A 26,568-nucleotide genomic window follows, 5' to 3' on the forward strand; every position below is an offset into this window, starting at 1 on the left:
CCCCCTCCCACAGGGAACCGGCGTCGTGGATGACAACGCGGTCAAATGTGGGAGGGGGCTTGCCCCCGATGGCGTGAGTGGCCGCGACACATACCCTCCTTGTCACACCCTGGCTCATCTTCGGTTATGCTCGCCCTTCGTCGTGTATAAACGGAGCCTCCATGACCACTGCCCGCCTGCTTCTCCCCTTGAGCCTTGCCCTGTTGGCCGCGTGCGCCAGTGCACCGAAGCAAAACGTCACCGTGGACAACCAGAGCGCCTGCCCGCTCCAGCTTAAAACCAATCAGAACCTGATCCTCACCTTGCCCAGCAACCCCACCACTGGCTACCGCTGGGCCATCCAGGACTCCGCTGGCGGTGTTCTGCGCGCATTGAGCCCCGAGGTCTATAGCAGCACCGAATCCGGTGTGATCGGCGGCGGTGGTCAATCGACCTGGCGCTTCCAGGCATTCGCCCCAGGGCAAGGCCGTTTGCGCCTGACCTCCCAGCAACCCTGGGAGCCGGAAGCCGAACCTGTCGAAACCTTTGACTGCGCCATTACGGTGAACTGATATGCCCTGGCTGATCCTTGCCTTGATGGGCGCCGGTACCTTTATCTACGGCCTGGCGACTCACGCGACGCTGCTGTGCCTGCTGGTCAAGCCACTGCCGGTTCTGGCACTGCTGGGTTGGCTGCATGACGCGCCGCCTACCGATTATCGACGCTGGATCAGCCTGGGGTTGATTTTTTCCGTGGTGGGCGACGTATTGCTCGCCTGGCCGGGGGACCTGTTTATCTTTGGCCTGGGCGCATTTCTATTTGCGCATCTGGCTTACCTCAAAGCCTATTTCAGCGACTGTCGACGTCTGGCAATAGTACCGCTGGTGCTGGCCCTGGCTGTCGGGGCGATCCTGCTGGGCATCCTGATCTCCCACGGTTTAGGCGAGTTGCTGATACCGGTGGTGGTTTACGCGCTGGTGATCAGCGCCATGCTCTGGCGTGCATTGGCAAGGTTGGGCAGCGCGGTACCGCAACGCTCGGCACTGCTGGCGGCAGCGGGTGCGGTGTCGTTTGTGTTTTCCGATACGTTGATCGGTATCAACCGGTTTGTATTGGCCTTCGATGCGGCGCCCTATTTGTTGATCGCCACTTATTGGCTCGGGCAATGGGGCATCACCGCCTCAGCTTTCCATCAGACAACCCGCGCATCCGAGGGCCAACTTGGCTAAAATGCCGGCCTTTCCCCCTCGTCGCCGGAACAACCGTGAGCAAAGAACCCGATCGCCTATTCGCCCAGCCCCTGCCCCAGGTGCCGGACTTCGCCTTTAACGAGGATGTGGTGCGGGTGTTCCCGGACATGATCAAACGCTCGGTACCGGGCTACCCGACCATCGTCGAGAACCTCGGCGTGCTGGCCGCGCAATTTGCCCAGCCGGATAGCGTGCTGTATGACCTGGGCGCGTCCCTGGGTGCCGTGACCCAAGCCCTGCGTCGCCATGTGCGCACCGATGGCTGCCGGGTGATCGCGGTGGATAACTCGGCGGCGATGGTCGAGCGCTGCCGCGAATACCTCAACGGCCAGGACTCGATGTTCCAGGAGCTGCTGCCGGTCGAGGTGATCGAGGGCGATATCCTCGCGCTGAAATTTGAGCCGGCATCGGTGGTAGCACTGAACTTCACCCTGCAATTTATCGCCCCTGACGAACGTTTGGCGTTGCTCGGGCGTATCCGCCAATCGCTGCTGCCGGGCGGGGCGTTGATCCTCTCGGAAAAGCTGCGCTTTAACGATGTTGAAGAACACGCACTGCTGACCGACCTGCATATCGCGTTCAAACGCGCCAACGGCTACAGCGAACTGGAAATCGCCCAGAAGCGCAGCGCCATCGAAAACGTCATGAAACCCGACAGCCTCGAAGAACACCGCGAACGCCTGCTGGCAGCCGGGTTCTCGAAAGTCGTGCCGTGGTTCCAGTGTCTTAACTTTGCCTCGTTGATTGCCTTGCCATGATTGATTTATCCCCCCTCGCCCGCCATCTGGTCGGCACTCCTTTGGCCGTTTGGGCCCAGGGCCTGCAAGCGCAGCTCGACAGCAAGATGGAAAAAGGTCACGGCGACCTGGAGCGTTGGCAGAGTGCTTTGGACGCACTGCCGAAGATCCAGCCCAACGAAGTCGACCTGTTGAACGGCCTGGTGCTGGACACCGATTGCGACGACGAAACCCGCACCCGGATGCACTCGGCACTGATGGGGCTGAGCCCATGGCGCAAAGGCCCGTTCCACCTGTTCGGCGTGCATGTGGACACCGAATGGCGTTCGGACTGGAAATGGTCGCGGGTTGCGCCGCACTTGAACTTGAAGGGCAAACGCATCCTCGATGTGGGCTGCGGCAACGGTTACTACATGTGGCGAATGCTCGGCGCGGGCGCCGACAGTGTGATTGGCGTGGACCCCAACTGGCTGTTCTTCTGCCAGTTCCAGGCAGTGCAACGTTACCTGTCTGAGCCCAAAGCCTGGCACCTGCCGTTCCCGTTCGAAGACTTGCCAGCGAACCTGGAAGGCTTCGACACGGTGTTCTCCATGGGCGTGTTCTACCATCGCCGCTCGCCGATCGAGCACTTGCTGGCGCTCAAGGACACCTTGGTCAAGGGCGGCGAGCTGGTCCTGGAAACCCTGGTGGTGGAAGGCGATCAGCAGCAGGTGCTGGTGCCGGAAGACCGTTATGCACAGATGCGTAACGTGTGGTTCCTGCCCTCGGTGCCGGCATTGATGTTGTGGCTGCGCCGTGCAGGCTTCAGTGAGGTGAGGTGCGTGGATGTGAGCGTGACCACGGTTGAGGAACAGCGTGGAACAGAATGGATGAAATATCAGTCGCTCAGTGACTTCCTCGACCCCGAAGATCACAGCAAGACCATCGAAGGGCTGCCGGCGCCGATGCGGGCGGTGATCATCGCTCGCAAATAAGTCCACTATCTTCCTGAAAAAATGGAGATCAAATGTGGGAGCTGGCTTGCCTGCGATAGCGGTGGGTCAGTCAAGATTGGGGTGACTGACAGATAGCTATCGCAGGCAAGCCAGCTCCCACATTGATACTTCAGTGTTCTTCAGAGTGGTGGCTTGGCCCGGCGAGCCTTGAAGAACTCGCTCAACACCGTGCCGCACTCCTCGGCCAGCACGCCGCCTTCAAACAGTACCTTATGGTTGAGAAAACCCTGGGTAAAAAACTGCCCCTGGCTCTGCACAATCCCGGCCTTGGGCTCCAGTGCGCCATACACCACCCTTGCGATGCGTGAATGCACGATCAACCCGGCGCACATGCTGCACGGTTCCAGGGTCACATACAGCGTGCTGCCCACCAGGCGATAGTTGCTGATCGCTTGCGCAGCGGCGCGGATCGCGACCATTTCGGCATGGGCGCTGGGGTCGTTGCCGCTGATCGGGCAATTGAAGCCGCGACCGATGATTGCACCATCCTGCACCAGCACCGCACCCACCGGCACTTCGCCCAGTGCGGCGCCTTGGGCGGCCAGGGCGAGGGCTTCGCGCATAAAGTCCTGGTCGCGGCTGCGGTCGATAATCGCGCTGGGGCGAATCTGGCGCATCACGCCACCTCGATAGCGGCCATCAGGCCGGTTTCCATATGGTCGATCACGTGGCAATGGAACATCCACACTCCCGGGTTATCCGCCACCAGCGCCACGCGGGCGCGTTCGTTCTTGCCCAGCAGGTAGGTGTCGGTGAAATACGGGATGACCTTGTGGCGGTTCGACGCGATCACCTTGAAGCTCATGCCATGCAGGTGGATCGGGTGCTGGTACTGGGTCATGTTCTTCAATTCAAAGATGTAGCTCTTGCCCTTTTCAAGCCTGGCAATCGGGCGGTCGGCACAGGTCTTGTCGGTGATGTCCCAGGCCTGGCCGTTGATCTGCCACAGGCTGGGCGGCTTACCGTTTTCGACGTTGACCGACACCGAACCGACCCATTCGAAATTGAAGTTGAGTTTCTCGGCATTGGCCAGGTCCGGCTCGGCAACCGGGTTGGCCGGCAATGCCGGTGGCCACTGGGTAGGCGCATCGGTGTTGGGCACCGAACGGAAGGTGCCCAGGCGCACCGGGCCGTTGCGGATAGACAATTCTTCACCCACCGGCGGGGCCTTGATTGCCAGACAGATGCGCATCCCCGGGCCCAGCCAGTATTCCTTGCCCAGCGGGCGCGGCTCGATGGGGTTGCCGTCCAACGCGTAGATCTGCGCTTCGACGCCGGGGATGTTGAGGCGATAAGTCAGGGTGTTGTCGAGGTTGAGCAAGCGCACGCGAGTGATTTGCCCGGCGGGCAGGTCGATGACCGCCTGGGGCACGCCGTTGATGGTGGAGAGGCGCCCTGCAGTGCCGCCCCGCGCCGCTTCACGGGGGATACTGAACTCGACAAACGCGCCCTCTTCGTCAATGTGCCAGTTCTTCAGGCTCAAGGTACGTTCGTATTTGAAGCCGGTGGGCTCGCGCTCTTCCACAATCAATGGGCCGACCAGGCCACGGCCAAGTTCTTCGCTGCTGCTTACGTGGGGGTGATACCAGTAGCTGCCGGCATCGGGCACGCGGAATTTGTAGTCGAAGTATTCGCCCGGCAGCACCGGCAATTGCGAAACGTAGGGGACGCCGTCCATTTCCATCGGCAGGCGGATGCCGTGCCAGTGGATGGTAGTGGCGACCGGCAGGTGATTGATGAAACGTACCCGCAGCCATTCGCCCTGGCGCACACGCAACTCGGTGCCAGGCGCCGAAGGGCCGAATGCCCAGGCTTGGGTCTTGTACCCCGGTACCAACTCTACGTCCAGGGGCGCCGCAATCAACTCGTAATCGTGCCCGGCCTCGGACTCAGCGACTTTCCCCAGCCAGTAGCGGTAGCCACCGCCGGCACCGACGCCTACTACGGCCAGGCCAGCAAGACCACCCAGGATTTGTCGACGGGAAAAGGATCGGGACACAACAACCTCGCGTATCTGCCGCAGGCCAAGGGCCCGCAAAGGGCTGATACGATACACCTGCGTCGGCTAAACAGTAAGGCTTCGCATTGCCGCACATTGAAAACGCCGAAGACTCGTCATGTGGGAGCTGGCTTGCCTGCGATTGCGGTGGGTCAGCTACGAATGCATCAACTGATACTCCGCTATCGCAGGCAAGCCAGCTCCCACATTGATCTTCATTGTTTATTAATGCTTGGCAGCGGCCAGAATCAGGGCTTTCATCTCGGCCACGGCGCCTTTGAAACCGACGAACAACGCATGGGCCACCAGCGCATGGCCGATATTCAGTTCGTTGATGCCCTTGATCGCCGCCACAGCTTCGACGTTGTGGTAGTGCAAGCCATGGCCGGCGTTGACGATCAAGCCTTCGTTGAGCCCGCAGTTCACGCCGTCGATGATGCGTTGCAGCTCGTCGGCCACTTCAGTCGGGGTGGTGGCGTCGGCGTAACGGCCAGTGTGCAATTCGATGGCCGGGGCACCAACCCGGCGCGAGGCTTCGATCTGGCGCTCGTCGGCGTCGATGAACAACGAGACTTCACTGCCGATCTTCGACAGGCGCTCCACCGCGGCCTTGATCCGCGCTTCCTGGCCGGCGACGTCGAGGCCGCCCTCGGTGGTCAGCTCCTGGCGGGTTTCGGGCACCAGGCAGATATGCGCCGGGCGAATGCGCTCGGCAAACGCCATCATTTCTTCGGTGACGCCCATTTCGAAGTTCATGCGGGTTTGCAGCACGTCCTTGAGCAGCAGCACGTCGCGCTCCTGGATGTGGCGGCGGTCTTCGCGCAGGTGCACGGTAATGCCGTCGGCGCCCGCTTCTTCGGCGTCCAGCGCGGCCTTGACCGGGTCAGGGTAACGGGTGCCCCGGGCCTGGCGCAGGGTGGCGACGTGGTCGATGTTGACGCCAAGAAGAATGCGATTGCTGGTGGTCACGGAAGCGCTCCTGAAAAGGGAAAGAATCGGTGCACAGCATACACGGGGATGTCAGGGCTTTCGAAACAACTCGCGACTGACCAGCGGTCGCCCGCCCAGGTGCACGGCCAGGGCCTGGCGCATCAGGCGCTTGGCGGCGGACAAGGCGCCCGGCGCGCTCCAGTCCGCATCGCTCATGGCCAGCAGTTCGCTGCCCTGGAACAGCCCCGGCTGCAACAGGTACACGCGTTCAAGGCCCGCATCCACTTGCAGGCGGTACATGCCGTCGGCGGCGACGGGATCGCCGTGCAGGTCGTTGTGCAATTCAAAGCCATAGCCCAGGTCGTCGAGCAAGCGCCATTCGAAGGCGCGCAGCAGCGGCTCCAGGGGCCGGCCTTCAGCGAGGGCCAGCAAGGTGGCAGCGTAGTGATCGAAGACTGCCGGGTGCGGGTCTTCGGCGGGCAACAGTCGGATCAGCAGTTCATTGAGGTAAAGGCCGCTGAACAGTGCATCACCGTTAAGCCAGGCGGAAGTGCCGACGCTTTCCAGGCGGCCGACGTTTTTCAGCTCGCCCTTGCCGCGAAACTCCACATCCAGCGCCACGAATGGCCGCGCCAAGGTACCTGCCTTACCCCGTGCGCTGCGCAGCACCGCACGCAGGCGGCCTTGAGGCGTGAGGAAGTCCACCAGCGCGCTGGTCTCGCGATAGGCGCGGCTGTGCAGCACGTAGGCGAGTTGGCTGGGAGGTGGGGATTGAGACATGGGAACTCACTGCTGGAATGCAATTTTGAAAACCACACAACCTAATATGGGAGGGGGCTTGCTCCCGATGGCGGTGGGTCAGTTAACAAATAAGTGACTGACCCTCCGCTATCGGGAGCAAGCCCCCTCCCACATTTTTTACCCTGCGGTGTTCTTAAAGGTCGCCGTAGCCCAGTGAGCGCAACGCACGCTCATCATCGGACCAGCCACCCTTAACCTTCACCCACAGGTTAAGCATGATCTTGGAGTCGAACAGCAATTCCATATCCTTGCGCGCTTCAGTGCCGATGCGCTTGATGCGCTCGCCCTTGTCGCCAATGATGATTTTTTTCTGGCCGTCACGCTCGACGAGGATCAGCGCATGGATATGCAGGGTCTTGCCCTGCTGCTTGAACTCTTCGATTTCCACGGTGATCTGGTATGGCAGCTCGGCACCCATCTGACGCATGATTTTCTCGCGTACCAGCTCGGCGGCGAGGAAGCGGCTGCTGCGGTCGGTGATCTGGTCTTCCGGGAAGAAATGCTCGTTTTCCGGCAGGTAACCGGCAATCACGCGCTCCAGGGCTTCGAGGTTGTGGCCGTGCTGGGCCGAGATCGGCATGATCTGGGCGTTCGGCAGTTGTTCCTGCAACCAGGTCAGGTGCGGCATCAGCTCGGCCTTGTCTTCGATGCGGTCGGTCTTGTTCAACGCGACGATCAAGGGGCCGGTGACGTACTGCACACGCTCGAGAACCATCTGGTCTTCGTCGGTCCACTTGGTGCGGTCGACCACGAAGATCACCACGTCGACGTCTTTCAACGCCGCCGAAGCGGTCTTGTTCATGTAGCGGTTCAGGGCTTTCTCACCGCCTTTGTGCATGCCCGGGGTATCGACATACACCGCTTGCACGTTGCCTTCGGTCTTGATGCCCAACATGTTGTGACGAGTGGTCTGGGGCTTGCGCGAAGTGATCGCGAGTTTCTGACCGAGGATGTGGTTGAGCAGCGTGGACTTGCCCACGTTCGGGCGGCCGACGATGGCAACATAGCCACAGCGTGTTGCGGTTGAATCAGTCATGGCCATTCTCCACGCCCAGGGCAATCAGTGCTGCAGCGGCCGCTACCTGTTCGGCAATACGACGGCTCACACCCTGACCTCGGCTTTTTTCATTCAATAGGGTGATTTCACATTCCACGAAGAACACGCGGCAATGGGGCTCACCCTGGATATCCACCACTTCGTAGCGTGGCAGTTCGCAACCGCGGGACTGCAGGTATTCCTGCAGGCGGGTCTTGGGATCTTTGTTGGTGTCGACCAGTGTCAGGCTTTCGATTTCAGAAGCCAGCCAGGCGACCACGCGCTCCTTGGCCGTCTCCATCCCTGCATCGAGGTAGATCGCGCCGATCAAGGCTTCCAGGGCATCAGCCAGAATCGATTCGCGACGGAAACCGCCGCTTTTCAATTCACCGGACCCCAACCGCAGGTACTCGCCCAGGCCGAAACCTCGGGCCAGCACGGCCAGGGTCTCGCCTTTCACAAGGCGCGCCCGCAGGCGCGAAAGCTGGCCTTCGCGCGCTTGAGGAAAACGCTCGAACAGCGCCTCACCGGCGGCAAAATTGAGGATGGCATCACCGAGGAATTCCAGGCGCTCGTTATTGCGCCCTGCAAAGCTGCGGTGTGTGAGGGCAAGGACCATCAATTCGGGGTCCTTGAAGGTGTAGCCGAGCTGGCGCTCGAGACGACTTAGAGAAACGGTCACGGTTTATCCATATCTAGTTGGTGGCACCGGCGGCCATCGACGATTGACGCAGTGTTCAAATTCACATCCTGGTTGGTGCTGCATGGGGCCGGACGATTAATTGTCCAAACCCCAGAAAAGCATTCGGCGCTGTGTTCACAGCGCCGCCTGTATTACTTGATCAGCCCGACCCGCGAGAAGTTCGGCAGGTGGCTGAGCTTGGGCTCCGGCCAACTCATCCAGACCGCGAAGGCTTTGCCGACGATGTTCTCGTCGGGCACCATGCCCAGCAGGTCCTTGGGAATATTGGGGTCATCCCAGTAACGGCTGTCATTGGAGTTGTCGCGGTTGTCGCCCATCATGAAGTAGTGCCCGGCGGGTACTTTCCACTGGCCATCAGGCATTGCGCGGTAGCGGCTCATTTCCTTGCGGATCTCGTGCTCTACCGCACCGAGTTTTTCCTGGTACAGCTCGGCGCTGCCCAGGGTGTTCGGCTCGGCGCCCAGCAGCTTCTCGGCCACCGATTCACCGTTGATGAACAGGCGCTTGTCGCTGGTGTAGCGCACCACGTCGCCCGGCAGGCCGACTACACGCTTGATGTAGTTGACGTTAGGGTCGCTCGGGTAGCGGAATACCATCACATCGCCGCGCTGCGGGTCACCGATCTCGATGACTTTCTTGTCGATCACCGGCAAGCGGATCCCGTAGGAAAACTTGTTCACCAGGATAAAGTCGCCCACGTCCAGGGTCGGCTTCATCGACCCAGAAGGGATCTGGAACGGCTCCACCAGGAACGAACGCAGCACCAGCACGATGAACAACACCGGGAAGAACGACTTGCCGTATTCAACCAGCAAGGGCTCTTTGTTCAGCTTCTCGACCACCACCGCATCGGGCTGGCTGACACTGCCCTGATAGGAAGCAATGGCCGACCGCCGACGCGGGGCGAAGAACACCAGATCGAGCAACGCCAGGAGGCCGCAAACGGCGACGGCGATAACCAGCAACAGCGGGAAATTTAGTGACATAGGACCTAACTATCCAACCTGAGCACCGCAAGGAAGGCTTCTTGTGGAACTTCCACGTTACCTACTTGCTTCATGCGTTTTTTACCGGCCTTTTGCTTCTCAAGCAGCTTGCGCTTACGGCTTACGTCACCGCCGTAGCATTTGGCCAGTACGTTCTTTCTGAGAGCCTTGACGGAAGTCCGTGCAATGATCTGCCCGCCAATGGCGGCCTGGATCGCAACGTCGAACATCTGGCGCGGAATCAGTTCTTTCATCTTCTCGGTCAGTTGGCGACCTTTGTAGTGCGCGTTGTCCTTGTGCACGATCAGCGCCAGGGCATCTACCTTGTCGCCGTTGATCAGCACATCCAGTTTCACCAGATTAGCCGATTGGTAACGATCGAAATGGTAATCCAGCGAAGCATAGCCGCGACTGGTGGATTTGAGACGGTCGAAGAAGTCCAGGACCACTTCGTTCATCGGCATATCGTAGGTCACTTGCACCTGGGTACCGAGGAACAGCATGTCGCGCTGTACGCCACGCTTTTCGATACACAGGGTGATGACGTTGCCCAGGTGCTCCTGCGGGACCAGGATATTGGCCCGCACGATTGGCTCACGCATGTCTTCGATGGCCGACAGATCCGGAAGCTTGGACGGGTTGTCGACGTAAATCGTTTCACCGGTTTTGAGCAACAGCTCGAAAATAACGGTCGGCGCCGTGGTGATCAGGTCCAGGTCGTACTCGCGCTCAAGGCGCTCCTGGATGATTTCCATGTGCAGCATGCCCAGGAACCCGCAGCGGAAGCCGAAGCCCAGGGCGTCGGAGCTTTCCGGGGTGTACTGCAACGACGAGTCGTTGAGGGTCAGCTTTTGCAGGGCTTCGCGGAAATCCTCGAAGTCGTCGGAGCTGACCGGGAACAGGCCGGCGTAAACCTGTGGCTGGATACGCTTGAAGCCGGGCAGTACGTCGACATCCGGCGTGGAGCTCAGGGTCAGGGTGTCACCCACCGGTGCACCGTGGATGTCCTTGATACCGGCGATGATGAAGCCTACTTCACCGGCTTTCAGATCAGCGGTGGCGGTGTGCTTGGGGTTGAATACACCGACGCTGTCCACCAGGTGGATCTTGCCAGTGGACTTGACCAGGATCTTGTCGCCCTTCTTGACACGGCCATGGCGCACGCGGACCAGGGAGACAACGCCCAGGTAGTTGTCGAACCAGGAGTCGATGATCAACGCTTGCAGCGGATCTTCGTAGTTGCCGGTCGGCGCGGGAATGGTGTGCACCAGGCGTTCGAGTACTTCGTCGACACCCAGGCCGGTCTTGGCGCTGCAGGTGACGGCGTCGGTGGCGTCGATGCCAATGATCTTCTCGATCTCTTCCTTGACGCGCTCAGGCTCGGCCTGGGGCAGGTCGATCTTGTTGAGCACGGGCATGACTTCCAGGCCCTGCTCGATCGCGGTGTAGCAGTTGGCAACCGACTGCGCCTCGACGCCCTGGCCGGCGTCGACCACCAGCAAGGCACCTTCACAGGCCGCAAGCGAACGGCTGACTTCGTAGGTGAAGTCGACGTGGCCCGGGGTGTCAATGAAGTTCAGCTGATAGGTGATGCCGTCTTTGGCCTTGTAATACAGAGTAACGCTGTGGGCCTTGATGGTGATCCCGCGTTCGCGTTCGAGGTCCATGGAGTCCAGTACCTGGGCTTCCATTTCACGCTCGGCAAGGCCGCCGCACATCTGGATGAATCGATCGGCCAGCGTCGACTTGCCATGGTCAATGTGGGCGATGATGGAGAAATTGCGGATATGACTCAAATCACTCACGGATCAACACTCAAAAAGGCTGCAGGCAGATTGCCCGCTGAAAAATAGCCGGGAATTGTACCTGATGCTCAGGCCAGACGTCATCTTTGCTGACCAGAACAAAAATGCCCCACTCACGAGAGCGGGGCATTTTTTGTGCATAAGCGCAGCTTCAACCGGCCCGACGCAGCAGCCAGAACCCGGCCACGGCGCAGATGGCCGTCGGCACCAGCACCGCAAACAGCGGCGAGAAACCGAACACCAGGCTCGACGGCCCGAGCAGATCCTGGGCGATGCGGAAGGTAAAGCCCACCAGCACGCCGGTAAATACCCGCTGGCCCAGGGTTACGGAGCGCAACGGCCCGAAGATGAAGGAGATCGCCATCAACACCAACGCGGCGGTTACCACCGGCTGCAGGACTTTCACCCAGAACGCCAGCCAGTAGCGGCCGTTGTTCAGGCCCTGCTCCTTGAGGTAATGGATGTAGCTCCACAACCCCGAGATCGGCAGCGCTTCGGGGACCATCACCACGGTGTTGAGCAGTTCCGGCTTCAGGGCGATATCCCACTGCTCGGTCGGTGCATTGACCACTTCGGTGCTGGCCTTGGTGCCCTGGCCCACATTGCGGAAGTAGGTGGTGGTGACGTCGCTCAGCTGCCATTGCTCGGCATTGTATTGCGCGCGCTTGGCGAAGCTGGAGGACAGCATGTGCCGCTCTTTATCGAAGGTATAGCGCGTGACACCGATCAACAGGCCGCCTGGCTGCACGGCGTTGATGTGGATGAACTCATCACCCTGACGGTGCCACAGGCCGTGCTTGGCGCTTTGCGCATCGCCCGAGCCCTGGGCCAGGGCGCGATTGGCCTGGGCAGTGGCTTCGGCCGGGGGCGCGACGTATTCACCGATCAGCACGCTGCACGCCATCAGCAGCAGCATCGGCTTCATCACCGCCCAGACGATACGACCAATGGAAACGCCAGCGGCGCGCATGATGGTCAGCTCGCTGTTGCTGGCCAGGGTGCCCAGGCCGATCAGGCAACCGATCAGCGCCGCCATCGGCATCATGTCGTAGAGACGGCGCGGCGCAGTCAGTGCCACGTAGCTCAGTACATCCGTGACCGTGTAGGTGTCGGTGACGTTGCCCACTTCATCAATGAAGGCGAACAGCAAGGCCAGGCCAAGAATGATGCCCAGTACCGCGAGGATGGCGATCAGTACGCTGCTGCCAATGTAGCGATCAAGCTTAGCCACGGGCCAACTCCTTCAGGCCACGACGGCTCTTCATTTTCAAACGGATAGGTTCCCAATAGAGCAGCCCCAGGCCGATCAACAGGAAAACCCCGTGCACCCACCACAGGCCAAGGGCTGGCGGCAACTTGCCTTTCTCGAGGGAGCCACGGGCGGAAATCAGGATGGTCAGGTAGGCCATGTACAGCAGGATCGCCGGCAGCAGTTTGAGGAAACGCCCCTGGCGCGGGTTGACGCGCGACAGCGGCACGGCCATCAAGGTTACGATAAACACCAGCAGCGGCAAGGACAAACGCCATTGCAGCTCGGCAATGGAGCGCAGTTCCTGGCTGCCGAACAGCGATGCAGTCGGCAGTGCGTCGCGGTCGGTGACCTCGCCGCTGATCTCAGGCTTGGGCAGCATGACACCATAAGTGTCGTACTTGATCGCCCGATAGTCCGCCAGACCAGGGCTGCCGTCGTAGCGGTAGCCATTTTCCAGGATCAGGTAGCGGTTGCCGTCGGGGCGCACTTCCTGGCGGCCACTGTCGGCCACCAGAATGGAAATGCCACGGTCCTTCTGGTTCTGGCCAAGGTTTTTCTGGGAAATGAACACGCCGCCGAGGTTGGAGCGGTCATCGGTCATGGTTTCGGTATAAGTCACCCGCGTGCCGTCGCTGAGCGCCTGGAAGCGCCCGGGCTCGAGGGTATCGAACTCGGTCATCGCATCCTGCTTGTTCAACAGCAGCTGGAACTGCATGGCGCCCTGGGGCGCCAGGCTCATACTCAACCAGGCCACCACCAGGGCAACGCCGGCGGCCGGCACCATGGTCATGGCCAGCAAACGTTGCTGGCTCATGCCAGTGGCCGACAGCACGGTCATTTCACTCTCAAGGTACAAGCGGCCATAGGCCAGCAATATGCCGAGAAACAGGCCAAGGGGCAGGATCAGCTGCAGCATCCCGGGCATCCGGTAGCCCATGATCAAGAACAACGACCCCGGATCCAGGGCGCCTGCGGCGGCTTGAGCCAGGAACTTGACGAAACGACCACTCATGATGATGACCAGCAACACCGCACTCACGGCACTCAGGGTCAACAGGACTTCGCGGGACAGATAACGGAAGACGATCAAACCAGACACTCCAGGGTTGTCAGGCTAAGGCGGCCAAACAAGCAAGCATACCGAGACGACCCGTTTATCACGGATCGGCTAAAAAGATGGCGCATTATCCTGTGATTGACCGCGCCTGTCACGGAGCTTACTCATGCGCACGCACAAAGCGTGCGCCAAGGGTTGTCAGGCTCCGCCGGCGAGGTTCAAACTGCGGCCTTTGTCCGCTGGCGGTTTACCAAGCTGCCGAGCTTCAAGCCTGAGTACAAACTCCAGGCTCACAGACCTTGATAAGGGACCCGAACATGGAATTGGTTGTAAAAAGCGTTAGCCCCGAAACGTTGAAAACCGCCACCCTCGTGGTCGCTGTCGGCGAAGGCCGCACACTCGGCGTCGCCGCCAAGCAACTGGACGAACTGAGCGGCGGCGCGATCAGCGCGATCCTCAAGCGCGGCGACCTGGCCGGCAAAGTCGGCCAGAGCCTGCTGCTGCAGAGCCTGCCCAACCTCAAGGCCGAGCGCGTATTACTGGTGGGCGTGGGCAAGGACGCCGAACTGGGCGACCGTCCATTGCGCAAGATCATCAGCGGCATCCTTACCACCCTCAAGGGCCTGGGCGGCAGCGATGCGGCACTGGCACTCGACGAAATCGTGATCAAGGGCCGTGACAGCTACGGCAAGACCCGCCTGCTAGCCGAGTCGCTGCTGGACGGCGGCTATGTTTTCGACCAGTTCAAGAGCCAGAAGGCCGAACCCCGCGCCCTGAAGAAAATCACCCTGCTGACCATCAAGGCTGCCCAGGCTGAAGTTCAGCGCGCCGTGACCCACGCCCAGGCCATCGCCAACGGCATGTCGTTCACCCGCGACCTGGGCAACCTGCCGCCGAACATCTGCCACCCGACATTCCTGGGCGAACAGGCCAAGGCATTGGGCAAAGAGTTCAAGGGCTTGAAGGTTGAAGTGCTGGATGAAAAGAAGATCAAGGACCTGGGCATGGGCTCGTTCTATGCCGTAGGCCAGGGCAGCGACCAGCCGCCACGCCTGATCGTGATGCAATACAACGGCGGCAAGAAATCCGAGAAGCCTTACGCCCTGGTGGGTAAAGGCATCACCTTCGACACCGGCGGCATCAGCCTCAAGCCGGGCGCGGGCATGGATGAGATGAAATACGACATGGGCGGCGCGGCCAGCGTGTTCGGTACCCTGCGTGCCGTGCTGGAACTCAAGCTGCCGATCAACCTGGTGTGCATCCTGGCCTGTGCCGAGAACATGCCGAGCGGCGGCGCGGCCCGCCCGGGCGATATCGTCACGACCATGAGCGGCCAGACCGTGGAAATCCTCAACACCGACGCCGAAGGCCGCCTGGTGCTGTGCGACGCCCTGACCTACGCCGAGCGCTTCAAGCCCCAGGCCGTGATCGACATCGCCACCCTGACCGGCGCGTGCATCGTTGCCTTGGGCTCCCACACTTCGGGCCTGCTGGGCAACAACGACGAACTGATCGAGCAACTACTCAGCGCCGGCAAGGCTGCCGACGACCGCGCCTGGCAACTGCCGCTGTTCGATGAGTACCAGGAACAACTGGACAGCCCGTTCGCCGACATCGCCAACATCGGTGGCCCGAAAGCCGGCACCATCACGGCGGCCTGCTTCCTGTCGCGCTTTGCCAAGAACTTCAACTGGGCCCACCTGGACATCGCCGGCACCGCCTGGACCAGCGGCGGCAAGGACAAGGGCGCAACCGGCCGTCCGGTGCCACTGTTGACCCAATACCTGCTGGATCGCGCCAAGGCCTGAAACTGAAGATGCCGGGGCGACCATCCCGCCGCCCCGGCCTCAGGAACCGCAATGACCCAAGTCGACTTCTATATATTGCCCAGCGCCGATCCCCTCGCGCGCCTGGACTTTGCCTGCAAGCTCACCGAAAAAGCCTGGCGCATGGGCCACCGCATCTACCTGCATTGCAGCGATGCCGCCCAACGCGATGAGCTGGATGCCCGCCTGTGGCGCTTCAAGGGCGAAAGCTTCGTGCCCCACGGCCCCGCCGAATCCGAACCTGAAAGCCTGGTAGTCCTGGGTGTGGGCGACAGTTGCGGCGATCACCATGACCTGCTGGTCAACCTGGACCTGAAAGTACCGGCCTTTGCCAAGGCGTTCGCCCGCGTGGCGGAAGTGGTGGTGGAGGACCCGGCTATTCGTCAGGCCGCGCGGGAGAGTTTCCGTTTCTATCGCGAACAGGGCTATTCTCTGCAGGATCACCGGCTACAACGACTTTAGAGCACACGATGGACACTCCCAACCCGCTGAAAAAAGACGACCACCTGCTGGACGACCTGGAGTCGATCCGTCAGTTGCTGGGTGATGACAACCTGCAACCGCCGCTGCTGACCGAAACGGCCGACGGCGAGGTACAGATCCCGCTGCTGTTCGACATGGTCAGCGGCAAGCCTGCCGCGCCGGAACCTGTGGTTGCAGAACCCGCTCCCGCCGCAGAAAAAGCCCCCGATGCCCTGCTCCTGCACCTGGACAATGAACTGCGCGCTGCCGCGCAATTGATCATGCAGGATGTGATCGACGACTTTGCGCCGCATATTGAAGCCGAGATCAAGCGTCGGATGGATGCGCGGATGGAGCGGTTGCTCAGCCAGTACCAGTCCTAAACGACACTGATATTTCCTGTGGGAGGGGGCTTGCTCCCGATAGCGTTGTATCAGCCGATGATTCGGTGGCTGACACTCAGCAATCGGGAGCAAGCCCCCTCCCACATTAGTTTTGCATCAGCCTTAAGTCCGTCTTCAACTCGCCCTCCTCGTCCTCCCCCGTTATACTTGCCGGCTTTCCTGAATAAATGCCAACTAGGGTCCCGCCGCGCATGGATAAGACCTACCAGCCCCACGCTATCGAAACTTCCTGGTACAACACCTGGGAGTCCGAGAACTATTTCGCCCCACAAGGTGCGGGCGACTCGTACACCATCATGATCCCGCCACCGAACGTCACTGGCAGCCTGCACATGGGCCATGGCTTCAACAATGCGATCATGGATGCGTTGATCCGTTTCCGCCGTATGCAGGGTCGCGACACCCTGTGGCAGCCGGGCACCGACCACGCCGGTATCGCCACGCAGATGCTGGTGGAACGCCAACTGGAAGCCACCGGCCAGAACCGTCACGACCTGGGCCGCGAGAAATTCCTGGAGAAAGTCTGGGAATGGAAAGATCAGTCCGGCGGCAATATCAGCCGTCAGATCCGTCGCCTGGGCTCCTCCGTGGATTGGAGCCGCGAGCGCTTCACCATGGACGACGGCCTGTCGGAAGCCGTGAAGGAAGCCTTCGTGCGCCTGCACGAAGACGGCCTGATCTACCGCGGCAAGCGCCTGGTCAACTGGGACACCAAGTTGCACACGGCCATTTCCGACCTCGAAGTGGAAAACCACGACGAGAAAGGTTTCCTGTGGAACCTCAAGTACCCGCTGGCCGATGGCGCCAAGACTGCTGAAGGCAACGACTACCTGATCGTCGCCACCACTCGTCCGGAAACTATGCTCGGCGACGCCGCCGTAGCCGTTAACCCGAACGACGAGCGCTACCAGGCGCTGATCGGCAAGTTCGTCGAACTGCCACTGGTTGGCCGCCGCATCCCGATCATTGCGGACGACTATTGCGATCCCGAATTCGGCACCGGCTGCGTGAAAATCACCCCGGCCCACGATTTCAACGACTATGAAGTCGGCAAGCGCCACAACCTGCCGCTGCTGAACATCTTCGACAAGAATGCCGCCGTATTGCCGGCCTGCCAGGTATTCAACCTGGACGGCTCGTTGAACGACAGCATCGACGGCAAGATTCCGGCCGAATATGCAGGTCTGGACCGTTTTGAAGCGCGCAAGCAGATCGTTGCCGCCTTCGACGCCGCCGGCTTGCTGGTCAGCGTCGACGACCACGGCCTGAAAGTGCCGAAGGGCGACCGCTCCGGCACCGTGATCGAACCGTGGCTGACCGACCAATGGTACGTGTCCACCAAGCCGCTGGCAGAGCCTGCCATCGCCGCCGTGGAAGATGGCCGCATCCAGTTCGTGCCTAAACAGTACGAAAACATGTACTTCTCGTGGATGCGCGACATCCAGGATTGGTGCATCAGCCGTCAGCTGTGGTGGGGCCATCGTATTCCGGCCTGGTATGACGAGTCGGGCAAGGTCTATGTAGGCCGCGACGAAGCCGAAGTGCGTGCCAAGCACAACCTCGGCGCCGACATCGCGCTGCAACAGGACAACGACGTACTCGACACCTGGTTCAGCTCGGGCCTGTGGACGTTCTCCACCCTGGGTTGGCCGCAGCAGACCGAATTCCTGAAGAAATTCCACTCCACCGACGTGCTGGTCACCGGCTTCGATATCATTTTCTTCTGGGTTGCCCGGATGATCATGCTCACCATGCATTTGGTGAAAAACGAAGACGGCACCCCGCAGGTACCGTTCAAGACCGTGTACGTACACGGCCTGGTACGCGACGGCCAGGGCCAGAAGATGTCCAAGTCCAAGGGCAACGTCCTGGACCCGCTGGACATCATCGACGGCATCGACCTGGAAACCCTGGTGCAGAAACGCACCTCGGGCCTGATGCAGCCAAAACTGGCGAAAAAGATCGAGAAGCAGACTCGCGACGAATTCGCCGACGGCATCGCCAGCTACGGCACCGACGCCCTGCGCTTCACCTTCTGCTCGCTGGCCTCTACCGGTCGCGACATCAAGTTCGACATGGGCCGCGTCGAAGGCTATCGCAACTTCTGCAACAAGATCTGGAACGCCGCGCGCTACGTGCTGGATAAAGGCGAAGACTGCGGCCAGAACGGCGAAGCCTATGAGTTGAGCCTGGCTGATCGCTGGATCATCTCGCAGTTGCAGCGCACCGAAGCCGAAGTGACCCGCCAGCTCGACCAGTTCCGTTTCGACCTGGCTGCACAGGCGCTGTACGAGTTCATCTGGAACCAATACTGCGACTGGTACCTGGAACTGTCCAAGCCGGTATTGTGGGACGAAAACGCCCCGGTCGAACGCCAGCGCGGTACTCGCCGCACCCTGGTGCGCGTACTGGAAGTGGCATTGCGCCTGGCGCATCCGTTCATGCCGTTCATCACCGAAGAGATCTGGCAGCGCCTGGCGCCGCTGGCCGGTATCGAAGGCAAGACCATCATGCTGCAACCTTGGCCGGTGGCCAATGAAGCGCGCATCGATGAGGCCGCCGAAAGCGATATCGAATGGCTCAAGACCCTGATGCTCGGCACTCGCAACATCCGCGCCGAGATGAACATCGGACCGGGCAAACCACTGGCCGTGTTCGTGAAGAACGCCAGTGCCGAAGATCAGCGTCGCCTCAGCGAGAACGACGCGTTGCTCAAGAAGCTGGCCAAGCTGGAGTCGATCACCGTATTGGCTGCCGATGCCGAAGCGCCGCTGTCCGCCACTGCATTGGTGGGCGACATGGAAGTGCTGGTACCGATGGCCGGCCTGATCGACAAGGGCGCCGAACTGGCCCGTCTCGACAAGGAAATCGCACGCCTGCAAGGCGAAGTGCAACGCGTGGGCGGTAAGCTGTCCAACGCGGCATTCGTCGACAAGGCGCCGGCGGAGGTGATCGAGAAAGAACGCGCCAAGTTGGCCGAAGCTGAACAGGCTTTGGGCAAACTGGCCGAGCAACATGCGCGGATTTCCAGCCTGTAAGGCTTGAGTCGCGTAAAAAAAGAGACCTTCGGGTCTCTTTTTTTGCTTCTGTGGGAGCAAGCCCCCTCCCACATTTGACCGGGTTGAGCTCAGGATGTGTGACAATGGCCGCCACTTTGAGCCAACACCAGAATCATCATGACCGCCCCCACTACGCCTAAACCTTCGCGCAAGAAGCCTAAATCCGCTACCCCGGCCAAGCCCGTGGTACCGCGCAAAGAGGCCACCCTGCACCCGCGCAACCGCCACACGGGCCGTTACGACTTCCCGGCGCTGATCAAGACCACGCCAGAACTGGCGAAATTCGTGATCATCAACCCCTATGGCAAGGAAAGCATCGACTTCGCCAGCCCGGACGCGGTGCGGGTGTTCAACCGGGCGTTGCTCAAGTCGTTCTATGGCATCCAGCATTGGGACATCCCGGCCGATTACCTGTGCCCGCCGGTACCGGGGCGTGCCGACTATGTGCATTTTCTCGCCGACCTGCTGGCCAGCGTCAACGACGGCAAGATCCCGCGTGGCTCGATCGTCAAGGTGCTGGATATCGGCATGGGCGCCAACTGCGTCTACCCGCTGATTGGCTACATGGAGTACCGCTGGAACTTCCTGGGCTCGGAGGTCGACCCTATCGCCGTGAGCGCCGCCAAGGCCATCGTGCAGTCCAACGACCTGAGCAAGGTTATCCAGCTGCGCCAGCAGCCCAACCCCAAGCAGATCCTGCTGGGTTTGCTGGAACCCGGTGAGCGCTTTGACCTGACCATGTGCAACCCGCCGTTCCATGCGTCCATGGATGAAGCCACCAAGGGCAGCGAGCGCAAGTGGCGTGCCCTGGGCAAGGCGGATCCGAAACGCAAGTTGCCGGTACTCAACTTTGGCGGCCAATCGGCTGAACTGTGGTGTGAAGGCGGCGAAGCACGCTTTGTGACGCAGTTGATCGCCGAGAGCGCGCATTTTGCCCACAAGGTGTTGTGGTTCAGCACCCTGGTGTCAAAAGCGTCCAACTTGCCTGCGATCGAAACCGCGCTGAAAAAAGCCGGCGTGCTGGAAAGCCAGGTGGTAGAGATGTCTCAGGGGCAGAAGCAAAGCCGGTTTGTGGCCTGGACCTTCCAGACCAAGAACGAACAGCAGATCTGGCGCCAGCGCTGGGTGCGCGATTAACCTTTCATCACAATAAAACCGCAGGCAACAAAAAACCGTGCCCGGATCACTCCGGAGCACGGTTTTTTTTACTGCGTCTTACTTGTTAACAGCGTCGGTCAGGCCTTTAGCCACAACCAGCTTGATAACTTTCTTGGCAGCGATTTCGATGGCAGCGCCAGTCGAAGGGTTACGGCCAGTACGGGCAGGACGCTCGGTTACTTTCAGCTTGCCAATGCCTGGCAGAGTGATTTCGCCGCCATTTTCCAGCTGATCAGCAACGATCTGGCCCAGTTGGTCCAGAGCAGCGCGCGCGGTGGTTTTTGGCGCGTCGATAGCTTCAGCGATATCAGCGATCAGTTGGTCTTTAGTCAAAGCCATTGTGGTGTTCCTTCCCTATCAAATTCATATGGATTGCAGAGTGCAGTGTCAGCCGTCGAGCCCGACCGTCATGGCCTGGCATCCCCGGCTATAACCACGGAGATCGGGGTTATAGATGCTTGAAACGGGGATTGGTTCGACCTGACAAATGCTGAATGCACGCTTAACGCCGAGACTTGGCGTAAGACGGGGCAAAACTAGCACAGAGACGGGGAAATATCCGCCTCAACATACCCATTTGGTCAGCTTTATCGCTCTAAACCGTGAAAAAAAGGCATATGGGCAGTCGGAGGGCATCCAAAATGCCCTTCGGGGCACGTCACGGCCAATGGGTGCGGTACACTGGGCGACTTTTCGGGGAGGCCGCCCCCTCCCCCTTCAACCAGCCGAGAAGCCTATGCCGATCCGTCATTGCATCGTCCACCTGATCGACAAAAAACCCGACGGCACCCCCGCAGTGCTCCATGCCCGCGACTCCGAACTGTCCGAGTCGGCCGCCATCGAGAACATGCTTGCCGACCTCAACGAGAGCTACAACGCCAAACAAGGCAAGGCCTGGGGTTTCTTCCATGCCGAGTCCGGCGCGCATCCGTTCAGCGGCTGGTTGAAGGAATACTTTGACGGTGGCCAGGACTTCACCACCTTCAGCCGCACGGCGGTGGAACACCTGCAGAAGCTGATGGAGGAGTCCAACCTCTCCACCGGCGGCCATGTGCTGTTTGCCCATTACCAACAAGGCATGACCGACTACCTGGCCATCGCCCTGCTGCACCACAGCGAAGGCGTGGCAGTCACCGACGAGCTGGACGTGACGCCCTCGCGCCACCTGGACCTGGGCCAGTTGCACCTGGCGGCACGCATCAACGTCTCCGAGTGGCAGAACAACAAGCAGTCAAAGCAATACATCTCCTTTATCAAGGGCAAGAACGGCAAGAAGGTCTCGGAGTACTTCCGCGACTTTATCGGTTGCCAGGAAGGCGTCGACGGCCCGGGCGAAACCCGCACCCTGCTCAAGGCGTTCAGTGACTTCGTTGAAAGCGAAGACCTGCCTGACGAATCCGCCCGCGAAAAGACCAAGACTCTGGTGGACTACGCCAGCAGCCAGGCCAAGCTCGGCGAACCCATGGGCCTGGAAGAACTCTCCGGCCTGATCGATGAAGATCGGCCAAAAGCGTTCTACGACCATATCCGCAACAAGGATTACGGCCTGTCGCCGGAGATTCCGGCCGACAAACGCACCCTCAACCAGTTCCGCCGCTTCACCGGGCGCGCCGAGGGCTTGTCCATCAGCTTTGAAGCGCACCTGCTGGGCGACAAGATCGAATACGACGAAGCCGCCGGCACCTTGATCATCAAGGGCCTGCCAACCCAACTGACCGATCAGCTCAAGCGCCGTAACTGATGCTGGGCGGGGTTTTAAAGAAAGTCCTGCTGGTGTTGCTGGTGGTGGTCGTGATCCAGAACTGGGGCAAGATCGAGCGGGTGTTCAACCCGTCCCAGGTGGTGTCGGAGCAGGTACGCGCCTCTGCGCGGGTGGTGCTCTATGCGACCGAGTGGTGCGGGTACTGCAAGCAGATCCGGCGTTTTCTGGACCAGAAGGGTATCCCGTACCAGGCCGTCGATATCGAGAAGGATACCCAGGCGCGCAAGGCGTATGAAGCGCTGGGTGGGGGTGGGATTCCATTTGTGGACGTCAATGGCACATTGATCCGCGACTACAACCCGGATGCGATCATGGCGGCCCTGAAGTAACCCCCGTCTCAAAAGCACAGCAGAACTAAATGTGGGAGGGAGCAAGTCGAATCGTCGCACCGCCCCTCCCACATTTGGTTTGTGGTGGTCTTAGAAGTTGGCTTCCAGCGACACCATCGCTGTACGCTCCTCGCCCACGTTGTAATACGCCGTACTCGCCCCCAACCCGTTGACCGGCGCCGAGTTGAACGCCACGGTACGCGCCGAACTCAAGTATTCCTTGTCGAAGACGTTGAGCATCGACAGGCGCAGGGTCGCCGACTTGATGACCCTCTTGTCCACCGGTAAGTAAATACCGGCATTGAGGTCAAACACCGTACGGCCTTCGATCTTCTCCTTGTTGGTCAAATCACCATAGAAGCTGCCGACATACTTGCCCGCGACGTTGCCGTAAAACCGCGAGTCGTCGTACCCGAACACCAGGTTGAACATGTTTTCCGGCACGTTGGCCAGTTGCTTGCCCGACGTTGGCAGCAGCACATTCTTACTGAGCAGGTCGTCCTTCTGCTCGGACTGGGTGTAGGTGTACGAGGCGTAGTAGTTGAAGTTGTGCGGCAACAAGCCACTCCACTCCAGCTCCAGGCCCTTGTTATCGACGCTGCCGACGTTAAGCACCATGTAGTCACCGCTGGCGTCGGTGGTCGACACCTGGCGATCCTTGAAACTGATATAGAACAAGGTCGCACTCAGCGCCATGTCGTCTTCGGTGTAGCGCCAGCCCAGTTCCTGGTTCCAGCTCAATTCGGACTTGAGGCTGACGGAGTCGCCCTTGTTGTACAGCACGTAGTTGGGAGGCGTGCGCATATTGCGAGTGACGTTGTAGAACGCCTGGTTGCTTTCGTCGACCTGGTACTTGGCGCTGAAGTTGGGCAGGAACTGGTGGTAACGGGTGTTACGTTTTTCCGCTTTGTCGTAGAGGCTGCCGAGATTGTTGCCGTCGCGCTCGACGTATTGGTAGGCCAGGCCCGCGACAAAACTCAGGTCCGGCGTGGCTTGCCAGTTGTCCTGTACCCAGAGTTTCTGCGCCGGGGTGACGGTGTAATAGTGGCGGCCTTGTACAGTGGCGCCATTCTTGTCGACCACCTGCCCGCCGCTGTTGTAATCGCCCCACACATCATCGGGTGCGCCCTCGCCGTTGATCCCGATAAATGGCTGGGTCTGGCGCTGGCGTGCGCGTTCATACCAGTAGCCGTAGTCCAGACTGTGCGCTTCGTTGATGTCCCACTTCATTTTGGCCGTGACGCCCGGGCGCCAGGTCTCGGTCCATGAAGGGCGGTAATAGTTGGCCGATTGCAGGTTACTCAGGTCGTAGTTGCCGGCCTTGTCAGACTTTGGCCCCAGGTTGGAGGCGGTCTGGCCGCTGAAGCTGCCGCCGTTGGACCAGTAGTAGTACGGCGTGACTGTCAGCGACAGGTTGTCTTGCAATTGCCAGCGCTGGGTCAGCGTGGCGTTTACGCTTTCGAAGGGGTTGCGGTTGAGCTTGTAGGACGCAGACAACAGACCTGCCTTGTACACCGGGCTTTCGGCGTAGTCCTTGCGCCGCCCCTCCGTGTCAAACTGTGATTTGCTCAGGCTGTTGTAGTTGTAGTTTTCCTGTTTGTTGTACTTGACCGTGGCCAGTGTGGAATTGCCGTTGTCACCTTCGAACAAGCTGCTCCACTCGATCTTGTCGCTGCGCAGAGTGCCCTTGCCGCGCCACTTGTCGCCTTCCAGGTGCGACGCCGAGACCCAGGTTTTCAGGCCGCCAAAATCGCCGGTATTAGCCCGCACAAACGTCTTGCGCAGGGCGTTGGCACCTACGATCTGCTTGGCGAATACCCCGGCATCCTTGGTCGGCCGGACAGTGATCATGCCGATGTTGCCGCCGCTGGAGCCAATGTGCGGGCCGTCTGCCTCGGAAGAGCCTTGGGTGGCGAACACTTCGGCGAGGTTTTCCGGGTCACCCAGCTGGTTGGAATACACGCTGTAGTTGCCCGAGTCGTTGATCGGCACGCCGTCGACCGAAACCCCGACCTGGTCCGAACTCATGCCGCGCATGGTGAAGGTGGTGCCGCTGGTGCCGCTGGCGTCATCACTGGAAACGTTGATGCCCGGGGTGTACTTGAGCTTGTCGATGGCGTTGGCGGTGCCCGACATTTCATCCATGGCTTCTTTGGTGACCGTGGAACGCGCCTTGGCACTTTCTTCGCGGATCATATGGCCGTTGCCCAGGGTCTGCTTGCCGGTAACGTTCACCGACCCCACATCCTGTGTGCCATCGGCCAGAACCAGCGGCGCAAAGCCGCCCAGGCCCGATGCCATAAGCAGGGCATAAAGAGTGTTGTAGTTCACGTGTAGATCCCTTACTGACATTGTTGTGTTGTATGGGGCAGAGGTGCTCTTCCTGACCACTTGTTCAGGAACCCAGGGATGATCCACGGCACGTGTAACCGTTTGGTGACAGGTTTTGGCGATTGCGATGAAGGTTTGGTGAAGCGCGCCCTAGCGCAACACGATCATGCGCCCCAGCAGCGAGTGTTGTTCAAAGCCGAGCACCGCTTGCAGCGCATTCAACACCGCCTGCGGATCCTTGCTTGGAAAGCTGCCGCTGACGCGCCTGGCGCCCATCTCATCGTTAAGCAACACGATGCGGCCCGGGTAATAACGGCTCAGGTCCTTGACCACATCCGCCAGCGGCGCCTTGTAGTAATTGAGCCAGCCGTCACGCCAGGCCAGGCGTGACTGGCTGTCGACAGCGTGCAGGGTGTCGGCTACGCCGTCGGCATAGGCCACTTGCTGACCTGCGGCCAGTACCTGTTGCAGGCCCTGTCTGGATGGCGTCACGCCAACCCGTCCGGATAACACGGTGACCTCTGCCCCGGCAGGTTGCAGGCGCACTTCAAACTGGGTGCCCAGCACCCGCGCCTCACCACCGCCCGCCTCCACCACGAAGGGCTGACCCGTGTGGGTCACACTGAAAAATCCCGCACCGCGACGCAGTTGGATATGCCGCGCGCCATGGCTGAAATCCACGGCAATGGCGCTGTCGGCGTCGAGGGTGACCTGGGATTGATCTGCCAGGGTAAAGGTCTTCACCTCCCCCGCCGCCGTCACGTAATCGGCACCTAACTCATCGACCCAGCGCGACGGCTGCCAACCGGCGCCCATCGCCACCATCAGCAGCAGGCTTGCAGCCATCGCCAGGGTGCCGGACCAACGCACCCCACGTGAACGCTTGGAGGTGTTGATCTTGTTGAGGTAGCCCTGCAAGGCCAGCGCATCCTCATCAGCCAGCTGACGTGCCGGCACTTCGCTCAACTCCCACAGCACCTGGGCCTGGGCGTAGGCCTCGACATGCGCGGGATCAGCGCGCAGCCAGCGGCTGAAAGTAGCCTGGTCGCCGCTGCTGGGCTGGTCATGCAACAGGCTCAGCCAGGCCAGCGCAGCCTGTTCCTGGGCGGGTGTGGGCGTAACGTTCACGGTGCTTTCCCTGGCGTGCGTGGAGGCGGTGGTTCGCGAAGGCTGGCCTTGCAGGCTTCGAGGGCGCGCATCATATGTTTTTCCACGGCACTTTGGGACAGCCCCATGGCCTTGGCGATCTCTGCATATTTGCGACCGTGGATGCGGTTGAGCAGGAAAATCTGCCGGGTGCGCTCGGGCAAGCTGCGCAAGGCGGCTTCGACATGGCGCAGATCATTGCCGGCCTCCAGCGCCGCCTGGAACTCGCACCTCTGGTTGTCTTGCTGCTCCGGCAACCAGCCTTCATTGCTGCGCACTCGGGCGCCTTCAGTGCGCAAATGATCGATGGCGATATTGCCCGCGCAGCGCAGCAGGTAGGTACTGAGCTCTTCGACCTGCACCAGGGGGCGGCGCCAGAAACGCAGGAACAAATCCTGCACCAGGTCGGCCGCGGTGGCGCGGCAACCGACGCGGCGGCTGACCAGGGCCTCCATCTGCGAACGCTGGGACAAAAATACCTGCAGGAAATGCGCTCGCCCACCGGCCGCATCGGTGTGCGGGCTGTCCTGGGGTTCCGGCGGTGGACTGATCATCATGGC

The 26,568-nt window shown here is 60.5% G+C and carries 25 protein-coding genes; 11 read left to right on the forward strand and 14 right to left on the reverse strand.

The window, feature by feature from the left end:
* Positions 1–161: 161 nt before the first annotated feature.
* From QMK52_RS01775 to cmoB, 4 genes are read left to right on the forward strand one after another with little or no spacing between them, the layout of a single operon-like run.
* Entirely contained in the window at positions 162–551 is a 390-nt protein-coding gene (locus QMK52_RS01775; protein WP_320403760.1) for a protease inhibitor I42 family protein, read from the forward strand.
* A gap of 1 nt (position 552) precedes the next feature.
* Entirely contained in the window at positions 553–1,209 is a 657-nt protein-coding gene (locus QMK52_RS01780; RefSeq protein WP_320403761.1) for a lysoplasmalogenase, read from the forward strand.
* Positions 1,210–1,244: 35 nt separating this feature from the next.
* Complete coding sequence (gene cmoA, locus QMK52_RS01785) at positions 1,245–1,988, forward strand: carboxy-S-adenosyl-L-methionine synthase CmoA (RefSeq protein ID WP_005785157.1); 744 nt, start codon at positions 1,245–1,247, stop codon at positions 1,986–1,988.
* The gene (gene cmoB / locus QMK52_RS01790) at positions 1,985–2,941 is read left to right on the forward strand and encodes a tRNA 5-methoxyuridine(34)/uridine 5-oxyacetic acid(34) synthase CmoB (protein WP_320403762.1); all 957 of its coding nucleotides are present in this window, start codon (positions 1,985–1,987) and stop codon (positions 2,939–2,941) included. Before cmoA ends, cmoB begins: the two co-directional genes overlap by 4 nt.
* Before the next feature lie 140 nt (positions 2,942–3,081).
* Here the strand turns inward: cmoB and tadA are convergent, their stop codons facing one another.
* From tadA to lptF, 10 genes are all read right to left on the reverse strand, one after another.
* Positions 3,082–3,579 carry a tRNA adenosine(34) deaminase TadA gene (gene tadA / locus QMK52_RS01795; RefSeq protein ID WP_005785153.1) on the reverse strand — a complete coding sequence of 166 codons (498 nt, stop codon included), beginning with the start codon at positions 3,577–3,579 and terminating at the stop codon, positions 3,082–3,084.
* A complete protein-coding gene (locus tag QMK52_RS01800) occupies positions 3,579–4,961 on the reverse strand; it encodes a multicopper oxidase family protein (protein WP_320403763.1) in 1,383 nt (460 codons plus the stop codon). The genes tadA and QMK52_RS01800 overlap by 1 nt, the downstream gene beginning before the upstream one ends.
* A gap of 225 nt (positions 4,962–5,186) precedes the next feature.
* Positions 5,187–5,930: a pyridoxine 5'-phosphate synthase gene (gene pdxJ, locus QMK52_RS01805; protein WP_005785150.1), complete on the reverse strand. Its 744-nt coding sequence runs from the start codon at positions 5,928–5,930 to the stop codon at positions 5,187–5,189.
* A gap of 51 nt (positions 5,931–5,981) precedes the next feature.
* The gene (gene recO / locus QMK52_RS01810) at positions 5,982–6,671 is read right to left on the reverse strand and encodes a DNA repair protein RecO (protein WP_005785148.1); all 690 of its coding nucleotides are present in this window, start codon (positions 6,669–6,671) and stop codon (positions 5,982–5,984) included.
* 154 nt (positions 6,672–6,825) lie between these two features.
* A complete protein-coding gene (gene era / locus QMK52_RS01815; protein WP_005785147.1) occupies positions 6,826–7,728 on the reverse strand; it encodes a GTPase Era in 903 nt (300 codons plus the stop codon).
* Positions 7,721–8,410, reverse strand: a complete 690-nt coding sequence (rnc, locus tag QMK52_RS01820; RefSeq protein ID WP_005785145.1) for a ribonuclease III — start codon at positions 8,408–8,410, stop codon at positions 7,721–7,723. The genes era and rnc overlap by 8 nt, the downstream gene beginning before the upstream one ends.
* Before the next feature lie 152 nt (positions 8,411–8,562).
* Entirely contained in the window at positions 8,563–9,417 is an 855-nt protein-coding gene (lepB, locus tag QMK52_RS01825; protein ID WP_005785144.1) for a signal peptidase I, read from the reverse strand.
* 5 nt (positions 9,418–9,422) lie between these two features.
* A complete protein-coding gene (lepA, locus tag QMK52_RS01830) occupies positions 9,423–11,222 on the reverse strand; it encodes a translation elongation factor 4 (RefSeq protein WP_005785142.1) in 1,800 nt (599 codons plus the stop codon).
* 151 nt (positions 11,223–11,373) lie between these two features.
* A complete protein-coding gene (gene lptG / locus QMK52_RS01835; protein ID WP_005785141.1) occupies positions 11,374–12,453 on the reverse strand; it encodes an LPS export ABC transporter permease LptG in 1,080 nt (359 codons plus the stop codon).
* Positions 12,446–13,564, reverse strand: a complete 1,119-nt coding sequence (lptF, locus tag QMK52_RS01840; RefSeq protein WP_005785139.1) for an LPS export ABC transporter permease LptF — start codon at positions 13,562–13,564, stop codon at positions 12,446–12,448. Before lptF ends, lptG begins: the two co-directional genes overlap by 8 nt.
* 284 nt (positions 13,565–13,848) lie before the next feature.
* Between lptF and QMK52_RS01845 the strand changes: the two genes are divergently transcribed.
* The 5 genes from QMK52_RS01845 to rlmF all read left to right on the forward strand — a co-directional run bounded on the left by QMK52_RS01845 (position 13,849) and on the right by rlmF (position 20,419).
* Positions 13,849–15,339, forward strand: coding sequence for a leucyl aminopeptidase (locus QMK52_RS01845; protein WP_005785138.1), 1,491 nt, complete (start codon positions 13,849–13,851; stop codon positions 15,337–15,339).
* Positions 15,340–15,390: 51 nt separating this feature from the next.
* A complete protein-coding gene (locus QMK52_RS01850) occupies positions 15,391–15,819 on the forward strand; it encodes a DNA polymerase III subunit chi (RefSeq protein WP_005785137.1) in 429 nt (142 codons plus the stop codon).
* An 8-nt stretch (positions 15,820–15,827) separates the two neighbouring features.
* Complete coding sequence (locus QMK52_RS01855; RefSeq protein ID WP_005785135.1) at positions 15,828–16,202, forward strand: hypothetical protein; 375 nt, start codon at positions 15,828–15,830, stop codon at positions 16,200–16,202.
* A 212-nt stretch (positions 16,203–16,414) separates the two neighbouring features.
* On the forward strand, positions 16,415–19,261 hold the full coding sequence (locus tag QMK52_RS01860; protein ID WP_005785134.1) for a valine--tRNA ligase: 2,847 nt from the start codon (positions 16,415–16,417) through the stop codon (positions 19,259–19,261).
* Positions 19,262–19,399: 138 nt separating this feature from the next.
* Entirely contained in the window at positions 19,400–20,419 is a 1,020-nt protein-coding gene (gene rlmF, locus QMK52_RS01865; protein WP_005785132.1) for a 23S rRNA (adenine(1618)-N(6))-methyltransferase RlmF, read from the forward strand.
* A 78-nt stretch (positions 20,420–20,497) separates the two neighbouring features.
* On the opposite strand, the gene QMK52_RS01870 is transcribed toward rlmF, so the two are convergent.
* The gene (locus QMK52_RS01870; protein ID WP_005785131.1) at positions 20,498–20,779 is read right to left on the reverse strand and encodes an HU family DNA-binding protein; all 282 of its coding nucleotides are present in this window, start codon (positions 20,777–20,779) and stop codon (positions 20,498–20,500) included.
* 397 nt (positions 20,780–21,176) lie between these two features.
* Here QMK52_RS01870 and yejK point away from each other — a divergent pair, with 397 nt between their 5' ends.
* Positions 21,177–22,181: a nucleoid-associated protein YejK gene (yejK, locus tag QMK52_RS01875; RefSeq protein WP_003171997.1), complete on the forward strand. Its 1,005-nt coding sequence runs from the start codon at positions 21,177–21,179 to the stop codon at positions 22,179–22,181.
* Positions 22,181–22,531 (forward strand): glutaredoxin family protein, encoded by a 351-nt coding sequence (locus QMK52_RS01880; RefSeq protein WP_005785130.1) that lies wholly within the window; start codon positions 22,181–22,183, stop codon positions 22,529–22,531. Before yejK ends, QMK52_RS01880 begins: the two co-directional genes overlap by 1 nt.
* Before the next feature lie 90 nt (positions 22,532–22,621).
* On the opposite strand, the gene QMK52_RS01885 is transcribed toward QMK52_RS01880, so the two are convergent.
* The 3 genes from QMK52_RS01885 to QMK52_RS01895 form a co-directional block, all read right to left on the reverse strand.
* Entirely contained in the window at positions 22,622–24,862 is a 2,241-nt protein-coding gene (locus QMK52_RS01885; protein ID WP_194440170.1) for a TonB-dependent receptor, read from the reverse strand.
* 150 nt (positions 24,863–25,012) lie between these two features.
* Complete coding sequence (locus tag QMK52_RS01890; RefSeq protein ID WP_194440169.1) at positions 25,013–25,990, reverse strand: FecR family protein; 978 nt, start codon at positions 25,988–25,990, stop codon at positions 25,013–25,015.
* A complete protein-coding gene (locus QMK52_RS01895) occupies positions 25,987–26,565 on the reverse strand; it encodes an RNA polymerase sigma factor (RefSeq protein ID WP_005785126.1) in 579 nt (192 codons plus the stop codon). The genes QMK52_RS01890 and QMK52_RS01895 overlap by 4 nt, the downstream gene beginning before the upstream one ends.
* Positions 26,566–26,568: the final 3 nt, after the last annotated feature.

Origin of the sequence: Pseudomonas sp. P9_2 (assembly GCF_034008255.1) — a bacterium.
Classification (GTDB): Bacteria; Pseudomonadota; Gammaproteobacteria; order Pseudomonadales; family Pseudomonadaceae; genus Aquipseudomonas; species Aquipseudomonas synxantha_A.

Bases quoted from the DNA above. Each gene is read 5' to 3' on its own strand.
- QMK52_RS01775 (WP_320403760.1), top strand. From the start codon at position 162: ATGACCACTGCCCGCCTGCTTCTCCCCTTGAGCCTTGCCCTGTTGGCC.
- QMK52_RS01780 (WP_320403761.1), top strand. From the start codon at position 553: ATGCCCTGGCTGATCCTTGCCTTGATGGGCGCCGGTACCTTTATCTAC.
- cmoB (WP_320403762.1), top strand. From the start codon at position 1,985: ATGATTGATTTATCCCCCCTCGCCCGCCATCTGGTCGGCACTCCTTTG.
- tadA (WP_005785153.1), bottom strand. From the start codon at position 3,579: ATGCGCCAGATTCGCCCCAGCGCGATTATCGACCGCAGCCGCGACCAG.
- recO (WP_005785148.1), bottom strand. From the start codon at position 6,671: ATGTCTCAATCCCCACCTCCCAGCCAACTCGCCTACGTGCTGCACAGC.
- era (WP_005785147.1), bottom strand. From the start codon at position 7,728: ATGACTGATTCAACCGCAACACGCTGTGGCTATGTTGCCATCGTCGGC.
- lepB (WP_005785144.1), bottom strand. From the start codon at position 9,417: ATGTCACTAAATTTCCCGCTGTTGCTGGTTATCGCCGTCGCCGTTTGC.
- QMK52_RS01845 (WP_005785138.1), top strand. From the start codon at position 13,849: ATGGAATTGGTTGTAAAAAGCGTTAGCCCCGAAACGTTGAAAACCGCC.
- QMK52_RS01850 (WP_005785137.1), top strand. From the start codon at position 15,391: ATGACCCAAGTCGACTTCTATATATTGCCCAGCGCCGATCCCCTCGCG.
- QMK52_RS01855 (WP_005785135.1), top strand. From the start codon at position 15,828: ATGGACACTCCCAACCCGCTGAAAAAAGACGACCACCTGCTGGACGAC.
- QMK52_RS01860 (WP_005785134.1), top strand. From the start codon at position 16,415: ATGGATAAGACCTACCAGCCCCACGCTATCGAAACTTCCTGGTACAAC.
- rlmF (WP_005785132.1), top strand. From the start codon at position 19,400: ATGACCGCCCCCACTACGCCTAAACCTTCGCGCAAGAAGCCTAAATCC.
- QMK52_RS01870 (WP_005785131.1), bottom strand. From the start codon at position 20,779: ATGGCTTTGACTAAAGACCAACTGATCGCTGATATCGCTGAAGCTATC.
- yejK (WP_003171997.1), top strand. From the start codon at position 21,177: ATGCCGATCCGTCATTGCATCGTCCACCTGATCGACAAAAAACCCGAC.
- QMK52_RS01880 (WP_005785130.1), top strand. From the start codon at position 22,181: ATGCTGGGCGGGGTTTTAAAGAAAGTCCTGCTGGTGTTGCTGGTGGTG.
- QMK52_RS01895 (WP_005785126.1), bottom strand. From the start codon at position 26,565: ATGATGATCAGTCCACCGCCGGAACCCCAGGACAGCCCGCACACCGAT.